General features: G+C 75.2%; 12 protein-coding genes. 5 read left to right on the top strand and 7 right to left on the bottom strand.

The window, feature by feature from the left end:
- The first annotated feature begins 114 nt into the window (after nt 1-114).
- The gene (locus OKX07_RS13090; RefSeq protein WP_265628503.1) at nt 115-384 is read left to right on the top strand and encodes a metal-sensitive transcriptional regulator; all 270 of its coding nucleotides are present in this window, start codon (nt 115-117) and stop codon (nt 382-384) included.
- A 95-nt stretch (nt 385-479) separates the two neighbouring features.
- Nucleotides 480-1,427 carry a DUF808 domain-containing protein gene (locus OKX07_RS13085; RefSeq protein WP_265628502.1) on the top strand — a complete coding sequence of 316 codons (948 nt, stop codon included), beginning with the start codon at nt 480-482 and terminating at the stop codon, nt 1,425-1,427.
- Between the two features lie 13 nt (nt 1,428-1,440).
- Here the strand turns inward: OKX07_RS13085 and OKX07_RS13080 are convergent, their stop codons facing one another.
- On the bottom strand, nt 1,441-2,265 hold the full coding sequence (locus OKX07_RS13080; RefSeq protein WP_265628501.1) for an FAD-binding oxidoreductase: 825 nt from the start codon (nt 2,263-2,265) through the stop codon (nt 1,441-1,443).
- A gap of 5 nt (nt 2,266-2,270) precedes the next feature.
- The gene (locus OKX07_RS13075; protein WP_265628500.1) at nt 2,271-2,909 is read right to left on the bottom strand and encodes a sulfite oxidase-like oxidoreductase; all 639 of its coding nucleotides are present in this window, start codon (nt 2,907-2,909) and stop codon (nt 2,271-2,273) included.
- 101 nt (nt 2,910-3,010) lie between these two features.
- Here OKX07_RS13075 and OKX07_RS13070 point away from each other — a divergent pair, with 101 nt between their 5' ends.
- Nucleotides 3,011-3,244, top strand: coding sequence for a hypothetical protein (locus tag OKX07_RS13070; RefSeq protein ID WP_265628499.1), 234 nt, complete (start codon nt 3,011-3,013; stop codon nt 3,242-3,244).
- A 187-nt stretch (nt 3,245-3,431) separates the two neighbouring features.
- On the opposite strand, the gene OKX07_RS13065 is transcribed toward OKX07_RS13070, so the two are convergent.
- Both OKX07_RS13065 and OKX07_RS13060 read right to left on the bottom strand, forming a co-directional pair.
- Nucleotides 3,432-4,325, bottom strand: a complete 894-nt coding sequence (locus tag OKX07_RS13065; RefSeq protein WP_265628498.1) for a hypothetical protein — start codon at nt 4,323-4,325, stop codon at nt 3,432-3,434.
- 1 nt (nt 4,326) lies between these two features.
- On the bottom strand, nt 4,327-5,331 hold the full coding sequence (locus OKX07_RS13060; RefSeq protein ID WP_265628497.1) for an SPFH domain-containing protein: 1,005 nt from the start codon (nt 5,329-5,331) through the stop codon (nt 4,327-4,329).
- Between the two features lie 97 nt (nt 5,332-5,428).
- On the opposite strand from OKX07_RS13060, the gene OKX07_RS13055 reads away from it, so the two are divergent.
- Nucleotides 5,429-6,130, top strand: a complete 702-nt coding sequence (locus OKX07_RS13055; RefSeq protein WP_265628496.1) for an NUDIX hydrolase — start codon at nt 5,429-5,431, stop codon at nt 6,128-6,130.
- A gap of 120 nt (nt 6,131-6,250) precedes the next feature.
- Here OKX07_RS13055 and OKX07_RS13050 read toward each other — a convergent pair whose 3' ends face one another.
- The 3 genes from OKX07_RS13050 to OKX07_RS13040 form a co-directional block, all read right to left on the bottom strand.
- The gene (locus OKX07_RS13050; protein ID WP_265628495.1) at nt 6,251-9,670 is read right to left on the bottom strand and encodes a bifunctional proline dehydrogenase/L-glutamate gamma-semialdehyde dehydrogenase; all 3,420 of its coding nucleotides are present in this window, start codon (nt 9,668-9,670) and stop codon (nt 6,251-6,253) included.
- 99 nt (nt 9,671-9,769) lie between these two features.
- Nucleotides 9,770-10,165, bottom strand: a complete 396-nt coding sequence (locus tag OKX07_RS13045; protein WP_265628494.1) for a Fur family transcriptional regulator — start codon at nt 10,163-10,165, stop codon at nt 9,770-9,772.
- A gap of 102 nt (nt 10,166-10,267) precedes the next feature.
- Nucleotides 10,268-10,948, bottom strand: a complete 681-nt coding sequence (locus tag OKX07_RS13040) for an NAD(P)-dependent oxidoreductase (RefSeq protein WP_265628493.1) — start codon at nt 10,946-10,948, stop codon at nt 10,268-10,270.
- 142 nt (nt 10,949-11,090) lie between these two features.
- Between OKX07_RS13040 and OKX07_RS13035 the strand changes: the two genes are divergently transcribed.
- Nucleotides 11,091-12,038 (top strand): AraC family transcriptional regulator, encoded by a 948-nt coding sequence (locus OKX07_RS13035; RefSeq protein WP_265628492.1) that lies wholly within the window; start codon nt 11,091-11,093, stop codon nt 12,036-12,038.
- The last annotated feature ends 184 nt before the right edge of the window (nt 12,039-12,222 follow it).

Genomic DNA, 12,222 nt, shown 5'->3' with positions numbered 1-12,222 from the left:
GGGACGGCTGCGGCCAGCACGTCCAGGACGTCATGGCCGGCGTCCCGTCCGACCAGCGCTGCACCTGCCGACGCTGACCCGCACCCCGACCGCACCGACCCGAGGAGCCGCACCGTGGAGCTCGACCCCGACGAGATGACCAAGGTCACGAACCGCCTGCGCCGCGCCCAAGGGCAGCTCGCGGGCGTCCTGCGGATGCTCGAGGAAGGGCGGGACTGCGAGGACGTCGTCACGCAGCTCGCCGCCGTGTCCCGCGCGCTGGACCGCGCGGGGTTCGCGATCATCGCCTCCGGGATGAAGCAGTGCCTGACGCAGGACGCGGACACCCAGGAGAGCACGCTGGACGTCGCCAAGCTGGAGAAGCTCTTCCTGTCGCTCGCCTGACCGAGCGCTGCGCGAGGCGCACCCGGGGCCTACCCTGTCCCTGGCGTGCGGCCAGTCCCGGACCGCACGCGCACCGGCACGGACGAAGGTGGCACATGGCTGGCGGTCTCGCGGCGCTCCTGGACGACATCGCGATGCTCGCGAAGCTCGCGGCGGCGTCGGTCGACGACGTCGGCGCGGCGGCGGGCAGGGCGAGCGCCAAGGCCGTCGGCGTCGTCATCGACGACACCGCGGTGACCCCGCGGTACGTGCACGGCGTCACGGCCGCCCGCGAGCTGCCGATGGTCTGGCGGATCGCACGCGGCTCGCTGCGCAACAAGCTGCTGTTCATCCTCCCGGCCGCCCTGCTGCTCAGCCAGTTCCTGCCGTGGCTGCTCACGCCGATCCTCATGGTCGGCGGGACGTACCTCGCCTACGAGGGCGCCGAGAAGCTGTGGGAGGCCGTCAGCGGCTCGAAGCACGTGACGCCGAAGGCGCTGGCCGTCGAGCAGGGACCGGACGCCGAGAAGAAGATGGTCGCGGGCGCGATCCGCACCGACTTCATCCTGTCCGCCGAGATCATGGTCATCGCCCTCAACGAGGTCGCCGACGAGGGGCTCGTGTCCCGCGCGATCATCCTGGCGGTCGTGGCGGTCGCCATCACGGCGCTCGTGTACGGCCTGGTCGCGCTGATCGTCAAGGCCGACGACCTCGGTCTGCGGCTGGCGCAGCGGGGCGACGGCGCCATCGCCGGCTTCGGGCGCTGGCTGGTCACCGCGATGCCGAAGTTCCTGTCCGTCCTGTCGACCGTCGGCATCGTCGCGATGCTGTGGGTCGGCGGTCACATCCTGCTCGTCGGCGTCGACGAGCTCGGGTGGCACGGCCTGTACGACCTGGTCCACCACCTCGAGGAGGGGGTCGCGGGCGTCGCCGGCATCGGCGGGTTCCTCGCGTGGTTCGTCAACACGCTCGCGTCGGCCGTCATCGGCCTCGTCGTCGGTGCGGTCGTCGTGCTCGTCATGCACCAGGTGCACAAGCGTCGGGGTCACGCCGCGGCGCACTGACGGGCGGACGGCGTCAGTCCGTCGACGGCCCGAAGCGCTCGGCGCGCAGCGCGCGGGCGTCGTGGCCCAGGACCAGCAGCATGCGGGTCATCGCCTCGACGAAGCCGGTGGGCCCGCAGACGTAGCAGACGGGCGCGAGGTCGGCCGGCCAGCCGTGGCGCGCCAGGTCGCGCAGCCCGATGCGGGCGGGCGGGCGCGGGGCGTCCGGGGGTGCGGCACGCGTGAACCAGACCTGCGCGTCGACGCCGTCGGTGCTCGGCCCGGTCAGCTCGTCGAGGAACAGGGCGTCGGTCGGCATCCGCACGGAGTACAGGAGCCGGAACGGCGTCCGGTCGCCCGCGGCGCGCCGGGCGCGGACCATCGCGACCAGCGGTGTCACCCCGGACCCGCCGGCGACCAGCAGGACGGGGGCGCCGCCCGCGGTGCCCGGCTCCCAGACGAACCAGCCGCCCACCGGCCCCCGCACCTCGATGCCCGCGCCGACGGGCAGGTCGTCGACCAGGTACGTCGACACCTCACCCCCCATGACGCGCTGGACCGTGACCTGCACGCGGTGCGGGTGCGCGGGGTCGGTCGGTGCGCTCACCGAGTACGCGCGGGAGGCCGTGTAGCCGTCGTCTGCGGTCAGGCGCAGGTCGACGTGCTGCCCGGCGCGGTGGCCGGGCCAGTCCGGCACGTCGAGGACGAGCGTGCGGGCCGTCGCGGTCTCCTGCCACGCGTCGACGACGGTGGCGACGCGCCAGCCGTGCGCGGACGCGAAGCGGTCGCCGAGGCGCGCGACGGTGGACCCGGTGCCGGTGGACCCGGTGCCGGTCGGGGTGGCGTCGGTGGTCGTCATGGCGGTCAGTCCCCCTGGTAGCGCTGCTCGCGCCACGGGTCGCCGTAGTCGTGGTACCCGTACCGCTCCCAGAACCCCCGCATGTCATCGCGGAGCAGCGTGATCGAGCGGACCCACTTGGCCGACTTCCACAGGTACAGGTGCGGCACCAGCAGACGGGCCGGGCCGCCGTGCACCGGGTCCAGCGGGCGGCCGTCGTAGGTGTGCGCGATCCACGCCTTGCCGCCGAGCAGGTCGGCGACGGGCAGGTTGGTCGTGTACCCGCCGTAGCAGCTGACGAACGCGTACTGCGCGGCGGACGGCACGTCGGCGAGCAGCACGTCCAGGCTCACGCCGCCCCAGCGGGTGCCGAACTTCGACCACCGCGTCACGCAGTGCAGGTCGACGACCGCGTCGTCCTGCGGCAGGGCCATGAGGTCGGCCCACGACCAGCGCCACGTCGCGTCGTCCTCGTTGCGGACGTCGAGCTGCCATCGCGCGGTGTCGATGTTGGGCGTCGGCCCGGCGGACAGCACCGGGAAGTCGTGCACCTCGTACTGCCCGGGGGGCAGCGCGTTCCCGGAGGTCCGCGGGCGTCCGCGGAACCCGGGGGTGAGGGTCGTCGGGTCGGTGCCCGGTGCGTCGCTCGGGGTCACGACGACCATGAAACACCGCGCGGGGGTGAGCCCACCAGAGCCCGGGGCCGTCCCGGGTGGGTCCTGGCATAGTGAGGGCGGTGGCGAACGGTGCACGGACGGAGCCCATGGTGAGCAGGCAGCGCAAGGAGCGGCCCGACGCGACCGCGTGGCTCGCGAAGTACCTCCTGGGTCCCGCCCAGGTCACCGACCCGCGCCGTGCCGGGCGGGACTCCACGGACGACGAGCGCGCCCGCGAGGGCGAGCTGCACGGCGGCTTCGAGCGCGTGCGCGACGCGTCGGGGCGCGTGTACCTCGTCGCGCGGGACGACCCGTCCGGCGCCGTCGAGGACAAGGACGCCTGAGCCCGCGACCCGTCCGCGGGCTGGATCGACCCCTCACGCCAGGGGCGGACGCCCGCCGTCCCGTGGGCCGGCGTGAGGGCGATCCGGCCCCGGCGAACTCGTCCTTCGGCGGCTCACGCGTCACCGGAAGCCGCCGAAGCGCGAGGTCGGCGGGACGGGTCAGGCGGGACGGGACCGACGGGACGGGTCACGGAGCCACGAGCAGCAGGCGCCGGTCCGAGACGCCCAGGCGCACGGTCTGGCCCCACGTCGCCGTCAGGCGGTCCGCCTCCAGCCCGTCGCCGAAGAGCACGAGCGCGTCGGACTCCACGACGAGCGTGAGCTCCTGGCCCGCGGCGAGCAGCCCTGCGGTCCGTGCCGCGCCGGTCGTCGGCGACGGCCACGCCTCGCGGACGAACCACGCGAGCGCGTCGTCGCCCGGTCCGGGCAGCGCGGGGGAGTCGGCGCGGCCGCGCGCGAGCGACGTCGCCCAGCCGGTCGACCCCGTCCCCGTGGTCACGACGACGCCCGACGACGACTGCCGCTCCGCCCCGTCCGGCGCGGTCAGGCGGTACCGCGCCGACTGGTGCCCGCCGTGGCCGACGTACACGTCGTTGAGGGCGTCGAGCGAGGTGCCGTCGTCGAGCGCGCCGTGGACGAGGGCGCGTGCCTCGACGACGACCGCACCGCGCACGACGTCCGCGAGGACGCCGGCGACCTGTGCCGAGCGGTGCCGCACGAGGACGCCGGCATTGCGCCCCGGCTCGGGGTCGACCCCGACGACGAGCTGGTCGCGCAGGTACTTCGCGGTGTTGGCGACCAGCCCGTCGGGCCCGACGACGAGGCACACGTCGCCGGGGTCGAACGCGAACCGGTGCAGGTCCCCGCGCTCGACGTCCCCACGCCGCCAGTCGGGCGGGACAGCCGCGCGGGTCTCGCGCAGCGCCCCCTCGAGCGCGTCGTGCCGGGCCTGCACCGCCGCCAGGTCCCGCCCGCGCGTGCGCAGGAAGAACTCGACCTGACCGCGGGTGCCGTGCCGGTCGACCAGCTCGTCGAGCTCGGAGCGGCGGTGCACGACCACCGCCCGGGGTGCGAGCGGCACGTCACTCACCCCTCCCGGCGGTCAGCGCGGCGAGCGCACCGGTCAGCAGGTCGGGCGTGACGGTGACCTGACCGATCGCGGGGAGGTGCGCGGCGAGCTCGCGCAGCGCGACCGCGAGCAGCACGCCCTGGTCGACGTCGGCGAGTGCGCCCATGCGGGCACGCTCGGCCGCGCCGTCGGCCTCGCCCTGCAGGCGGGTGGCCGCGGCGTCGGACGTGGCCTGCAGGTGACGACGCTCGGCCGTGGCGCGGGCCGCGATGAGCGCGGCCGCAGCGGCCTCGTCGGCGCGGACGCGGGCGTTGGTGCCCTCCTGCGCCACGAGCTGCTGCTCCCGGCTCGCGAGCTCGATGCGGTTGTTCAGCTCGTTCTCCGCGATCGCGCGCTCGCGCTCGACGGCCAGGGCGCGCCGCTCGAACGTCGAGCGGTCGGCCTCGGCCTGTGCCCCCTCGCGTGCCGGGGTCTGCAGCGCGCGCTCGAGGTCGGCGTCGGCGCGCACCGAGCTGACACGCGCCCCGAGCACGCGCAGCCCGGTGGCGGCGACCCGCTTGTCGGCGACGAGCGCGGCGGTGACCTGGTGGCGCAGGGGACCGGCGCCCGACGAGACCGCCTCGCGCAGCGTGCTGCCGGCCAGCGCGTCCATGACGTGCCCGGCCGCGAGCTCACCCAGCAGACGCCCGACCTGCTGCAACGGGTCGGCGGTCCAGCGTCCCGTGGCGGGGTCGATGCTGAAGTCGAGACGCTGCGCGACGACCTCGGGGCTCTCGAACCGGTAGCTGACGGTGACCTGCGCGGTGACGTCCTGCAGGTCGGCGGTGCGGGCGTGGGCGACGAGCGGCAGCTCGCGGTCGTCGACGGGCACCTCCGAGAGCACGGCCGTCAGGGGGCGGAACCAGAACGCGAGGCCCACGCCGGAGCGGCGCTGCCGTCCACCGGTGAGCTGCATGACGTGGGCGGTGGGCGTCGAGCGCAGGTGCCGGACGAAGGGGTAGCGGGTGATGGTGGCCATGTCGGCGCTCCTCGTGAGGGGGTGACGCCATTTCGCGTCATGCCGACGATAAAACTGTCGATGGCTTCATGTCAACCTGACGAGATATGGTGGTGCCATGACGCTCCCCGGGTACGACCCCGCCGCCTACCCCCCGTTCGCGGTGACCGTGGACCTCGTCGTCCTGACGCTGCGCGGCGGCGAGCTGCACGTGCTCCTCGTCGAGCGCGGCGCCGAGCCGTGGCGCGGGCGCTGGGCGCTGCCGGGCGGGTTCGTCCGCCCCGACGAGGGCCTCGACGACGCGGCGACGCGTGAGCTGGCGGAGGAGACGGGCGTGCGCGACGTCCCCGGGCACCTCGAGCAGCTCGGCTCGTACGGTGACCCCGACCGCGACCCCCGGATGCGGGTCGTGTCCGTCGCGTACCTGGCCCTGGCGCCCGACCTCCCCGAGCCGCAGGCCGGCACCGACGCCGCGCAGGCCGCCTGGGTCCCGGTGTCCGACGCGCAGCGACGACCTCTCGCGTTCGACCACGACCGCGTGCTCGCCGACGGGCTCGAGCGTGCCCGCGCCAAGCTCGAGTACAGCCCGCTGGCAGCCGCGTTCTGCCGGCCCGAGTTCACCGTCGCCGACCTGCGCCAGGTGTACGAGGCCGTGTGGGGGCGAGCGCTCGACCCGCGCAACTTCCACCGCAAGGTCACCGGTGTGCCCGGGCTGCTCGTGGAGACGGGCCGGACGCGGACGGAGGGCCGGGGCCGCCCGGCGACCCTCTACCGTCCGGGCGACGTCGGCAGGCTCCACCCCCCGATCACGCGCGACTGACCCCCCGCACGCCCCCACCCCCGCCACGAGTGCGGGGGATACGCCATGAGTGCGGGGGTTGTTTCCCCCGCACTCGACCTGTTTCCCCCGCACTCGTGGCGGGCCGGGGGGTCGGGGAGGTCACGACGCGGGGAGTGCCCGGGTCGTCAGGTCGTGCGGGGTGCCGAAGCGGTGGGCCGTCACGCTGACCGCCTGCTCGCGGAGGAACGGCAGCAGCTCGACGCGGCCGGCCTCGGTGACGGGGTGGTCCCACACCGCGACGTCCGGGCGCCCGTCCGTCGCCGCCGCGACCGACGACGCCGGCGCCCCGACCAGCCGCACCCGTCCGCCGTCGAGAGCCCCGACACGCACGCCCCACGCCGCGTCGTCCTCGACGTGGACGAGGCCGACCAGCGCGGCGGCGGCGGCAAGTCGCGGCGGCAGCGCCCGCGGTACCGACACGACCACCGGTGCGCCCGCCTCCGTCGCCGCGGCGACCACCCGGAGGAGGTCCACGACCGGCGCGTCGTCGGCCTGGCGCACCAGCACGGGCGCCTGCACCGGCAGGTGCCGCAGCACGTTGCGCTCGCACGCCAGCGCGCTGACGTCCCGCGCCGCGAACAGCGCGTCCCACGCGGCGGCGTCCGACCGCGCCGCACGCGTGAGGCGGTCGGCGTCCGGGCCGTCGAGCTCGTCGCGCGCCGCCGCGAGCATCCGTCGCACGGCGGGCGCCGTCACCTGTGCGTCGGCTGTCGCGCGCGCCGACGTCCACGACCCCAGGCCCGTCAGGTAGCTCGGCCCGCCGGCCTTGGTGCCGGGGCCGACGGCCGACCGCTTCCACCCGCCGAACGGCTGGCGGCGCACGATCGCGCCCGTCGTGCCGCGGTTGACGTAGAGGTTGCCCGCCTCGACGCGGTCGAGCCACGCCGCGATCTCGTCGGGGTCGAGGCTGTGCAGGCCGGACGTCAGGCCGTAGTCCACGTCGTTGACCAGGGCGATCGCGTCCTCCAGCGACTCCGCGGTCATGACGCCGAGCACCGGGCCGAAGTACTCGGTGCGGTGCGTGCGCGACCCGCGCCGCACGCCCGTCACGACGCCCGGCGTCCACCGCCGGCCCGCGTCGTCGAGCCGGCGCGGCGCCAGCGCCCACGACTGGCCCGGCTCCAGGTCGGTCAGGCCCGTCAGCAGCTTGCCCGTCGCAGGCCCGACGAGCGGACCCATCTGCGTGCGCGCGTCGTCGGGCAGGCCCACGACCAGGGACGACACCGCGTCGAGCAGCTGGGACCGGAAGCGCCGCGACGTGCCGACCGACCCGACGAGCACCACGAGGGACGCCGCCGAGCACTTCTGCCCCGCGTGCCCGAACGCCGAGGCGACGACGTCGCGCACCGCGAGGTCCAGGTCCGCGCTCGGCGTCACGACGATCGCGTTCTTGCCGCTCGTCTCGGCCAGCAGCGGCAGGTCCGGCCGGAACGACCGGAAAAGCTCGGCCGTCTCGTACGCGCCCGTGAGGATCACGCGGTCGACGAACGGGTGCGCGACCAGGTCGCGGCCCAGTGCGTCCTCGTCGACCTGCACGAGCCGCAGCACGTCGCGCGGCACGCCCGCCTCCCACAGCGCGTCGGCGAGCACCGCACCGCAGCGCACCGTCGGACCGGCGGGCTTGAGGACGACCGCCGACCCGGCGGCCAGCGCCGCGAACGTCGACCCCGCCGGGATCGCGACAGGGAAGTTCCACGGCGGAGCGACCAGCGTGAGCGCCGCGGGGACGAACGTCGCGCCGTCGACGTGGTCCAGGCCGCGGGCCAGCTCGGCGTACCAGCGCGCGAAGTCGATCGCCTCGGAGACCTCGGGATCGCCCTGGTCGATCGTCTTGCCGGCCTCGGACGCCATGACCTCCAGCAGGTCGGCGCGGTGCCCCTCGAGCACGTCGGCGGCGCGGTCGAGGATCGCCGCACGCTCCGCCGCAGGACGCGCCCCCCAGCGCACCCCCGCCGCCCGGGCATCGCGCAGGAGCGCGTCGAGCGTGCCCGCGTCGTGCACGCGGGCCGCGTCGACGCCCGTCGCGCCGAGGCGGGACTGCGGGACCCGGGACAGGATCTCGCGCACCCACGCGCGGTGCTCCGGGACCGCGGGGTCCGTGTCCGGGGCGTTCGTGAAGGCACCGGGCGCCGACGGCGGCACCGCGGCGTGCCGGTCGGGGACGCGGTGCCGCTCCGGCACGGGCGTCGCGACGTCCGCGAGGGACGCGAGGAAGCGGTCGCGCTCGCGGTCGAAGAGGGCGTCGTCGTCGGCCAGGTCGAACACCGCGGACATGAAGTTGTCGCTCGACGCGCCCTCCTCGAGCCGTCGCACCAGGTAGGCGATCGCGACGTCGAACTCCCGCGGCGCCACCACCGGCGTGTAGAGCAGCAGGCTCCCGACGTCGCGACGCACCGCCTCGGCCTGGCCGGGCGCCATGCCGAGCAGCATCTCGACCTCGACGCCGTGCCGCACCCCGCGCTCGCCGGCCAGCAGCCAGGCGTGCGCGACGTCGAACAGGTTGTGCCCCGCGACGCCCAGGCGGACGTTCGCGATGCGCTCGGGCTGCAGCGCCCAGTCGAGCACCCGCTTGTAGTGGGCGTCCGTGTCCTGCTTGCTGTCCCAGGTCGCGAGCGGCCAGCCGTGCAGCTCGGCCTCGACGCGCTCCATCGGCAGGTTCGCGCCCTTGACGAGCCGCACCTTGATGCCCGCGCCGCCGCGTGCGCGCCGCGCCGCCGCCCACGCCTGCAGCCGCTGCATCGCGGGCAGCGCGTCGGGCAGGTACGCCTGCAGCACGATCCCGGCCTCCAGGCCCGTCAGGGACGGGCGGTCCAGCAGGCGCGTGAATACCGCGACGGTCAGGTCGAGGTCCTTGTACTCCTCCATGTCGAGGTTGACGAACCGCGGCGGGGTGGCCGCGGCCGCCTGCTCGAACAGGGGGACCAGGGAATCGACGACGTCCGCCACCGACTCCTCGAACGCCCACGGCGCATGCGGTGCGACGACCGCGGAGACCTTCACCGAGACGTAGTCGACGTCGTCGCGCGCGAGCAGCCGCCGCGTGCCGGCGAGCCGGCGCGCGGCCTCGCGCTGCCCCAGCACCGCCTCGCCGAGCAGGTTGACGTTGAGGCGGGTGCCGTCGTTGCGCAGCCGCGCGATCGCGGCGCCCAGGCGGTGGTCCGTGGCGTCGACGACGAGGTGGCCGACCATGTGGCGCAGCACGCGGCGCGCGACGGGCACGACGATCCCGGGGAGCGCCGGGGCGAGCGCCCCGCCCACGCGCAGAGCGGCACGCAGCGGCAGCGGGAGGAACCGCGGAGGGTGCGCGGCGAGGTCGCGCAGCCGCCGTGCCGCTACGCGGTGGTCCTCGGGGCGCACGACGCCGTCGACGAACCCGACGGCGAACGCGAGCCCCTCCGGCTCGCGCAGCAGTCCGGCAAGGTGGGCCGCGGCCGGGTCGACGGGCAGGTCCGCCGCCTCGGAGAGCCAGCGCCGGACGAGCGCGACCACCGCGTCCGCGTGGGGTACCGGATCCGTCATGGTCTCCTCACGGGTCACGGGGTTGCCACGCCGAGCGGAACGTGGGTACTCGCACGAGGTAGCGAACGGTGAGTCAGGTGCCGCTCGGCGGTGGGGTGGTCAGGAGCGGGCGCAGGACTGGCAGGTGCCGAGGAAGTCGATCGAGTGCTCGACGTCGGTGAAGTCGTGGCTCGACGCGAGAGCCTCGACGATCTGCTCGAGCTCGGGGGCCGCGACGTCGACCGTGCGGCCGCACACGCGGCAGACCAGGTGGTGGTGGTGCTCGCTGCGCGGCTCGCAGCGCAGGTAGGTGTGCTCGCCGGTGGGCTGCAGGAACACCTCGAGGTCGCCCTGCTCCGCCATCGCGTTGAGCGTGCGGTACACGGTGGCCAGGCCGATCTCCTGCCCGCGCTGCTGCAGCATCTGGTGGATCTGCTGCGCGCTGCGGAACTCCTCGACGTCCTCGAGCAGCTCGGCGATCGCCACGCGCTGCCGGGTGACCCGCTGACCGATCATCCCCGCACCTCCTGGTCGTCGTGACGGCTGGCGTTCTCAACGGCAACACCGTAGTTGAGAATTCCGGTCGACAGGGACGCGGGGGTGCGGGGACCGATCGGATCAGGCCCCGGTGCGGGCGGGCACCGCCGCAGGGTCGTGGGACAGTGCGACGGTGCGGCCGACGTGGGTCGCGTCCTCGACCGCGTCGGCCAGGAACCGCCCGACCTGCGCGCGCGAGACCCGCATGCCCCGCTGCTCACCCGAGACCGACGCGAACGCCGGCCCCGGCAGGTCGGCGTCGACCAGGTTGACGGGCTGCACCTCGACCCAGTCGAGCCCGCTGGCGTGCACGAGCCGCGCCTGCCGGTCCGTGTCGGCGATCTGCGGGGCGAGCAGCAGCGCGAACACGACGCGCGTCGCGGCCGGCAGCAGCGGCCGGGTCGCCCCGACGCCGTACGACGTCTGGACGACGAGCCGGCGCACCCCGTGGCGGCGCATCGCGTCGACGACGGTGCGGGTGCCGCGCGAGCGGACGTCGAGCGCCGTGGCCGACGGACCGCGCAGCCGCACGCGCACCGGGTTCTCGCTGATCCCGAGCGTGACGACGACGGCGTCGTGACCGGCGACGAGCGCGTCGACGGTGGCGGCGTCTGTCGCGTCGCCGTCGACGCCGCGCACCCCCGGCGCGGTGAGCATCGACGCGTGGCGCGACAGTGCGGTGACGGCGTGGCCGCGTGCGACGAGCGCGGCGACCGCGGCGCGCCCGGACCCTCCGGTGGCTCCGACGACGAGGACCTGCATGGTGACCTCCCAGGGACTGCCGGAGGTCCCTGCGACCTCCGCTGTGCCCAGCGAACCAGCGAGAGCCTGGACGGTCTATGCTCAAGCGTCGCCGTGGCATGACCGATCGTCCAGCGCAGATCGTCCCGACACCGGAGGGCCCGTGAGCGTCGTCGCCCCGCCCCGTCCCGCCCCCGACCTGGTCGGCGAGGCGCTGCACCGCCTGCGCGTCGCCGGGGTCTTCTACTGCCGCACGGACGCCGCCGGCGACTGGGCCGTCGACATGCCCGCGTTCGGCGACTGCCTCACGTTCCACGTCGTCACGCAGGGCGAGTGCTGGGTCGCCGTGCCCGGCGCAGACCCGGTGCACCTGCACGCGGGCGACCTCGCGCTCGTGCCGCACGGCCGCGGCCACGTCCTGGCCAGCGACCTCGACGCCCCCTCGCTCGGACGCGTCGACCACCTGCCGCAGGAGTACGTCACCGAGAGCTACTCGATCCTGCGGCACGACGGCGACGGCCCTCGCTCCGGCCTGGTGTGCGGCGTCCTGAGCGTCGACGGGCCCGCCGCGCGGCCCCTGCTCGACCTGCTGCCCGCCGTCGTCCACGTGCCGGAGTCGTCCGCGCCGTGGGTGGGGCGCACCCTCGAGCTCATGGCCGCCGAGCTCACCCACGTGCGCCCCGGCGGCGAGGCCGTGCTGACCCGCCTCGCCGACGTCCTCGTCATCCAGGCCGTCCGCGCGTGGCTCGACGCGCAGGAGCCGGTCACCGGGTGGATCGGCGGGCTGCGTGACCCGTACGTGGGCGCGGCGCTCGCGGCCGTGCACCGCGACCCCGCGCACCCGTGGACCGTCGCCGGGCTCGCCCGCGAGGCCGCGATGTCCCGCTCGGCGTTCTCGGCGCGGTTCACCGAGGTCGTCGGCGTGCCCGCGATGCGGTACGTCGCCGCGTGGCGCATGCACGTCGCCGCCGACCGGCTCGCGCAGGGGGACGGGGTCGCGCAGGCCGCGACCGCCGCCGGGTACGAGTCGGCCGCCGCGTTCAGCCGGGCGTTCACGCGCGAGACGGGACGGGCACCGGGGAGCGTGCGTCGGCGGGACGGGATGGTGTGAGGTCGCGTGTTCCCTCCATCGCGCAGGCCGTGAACTGGTTGCCTCACGCATCCGAGTGAAGTTCGAGCAGGCGGCAAGGTCGTCAGCTCGGGGCGGTGCTCGCTGCAGTACGTTTCGGTGACCGAGGGTGGTGCGTCGCTTCTTCGGGGTCCGCGCCAAGCAGGCCGTCGATCCGGGGACACGA

This window comes from Cellulomonas sp. S1-8, from assembly GCF_026184235.1.
In the GTDB taxonomy this organism is placed as follows: domain Bacteria; phylum Actinomycetota; class Actinomycetes; order Actinomycetales; family Cellulomonadaceae; genus Cellulomonas.
The sequence above is the reverse complement of the archived record's forward strand: the minus strand, read 5'-3'. Positions and strand labels throughout refer to the sequence as shown.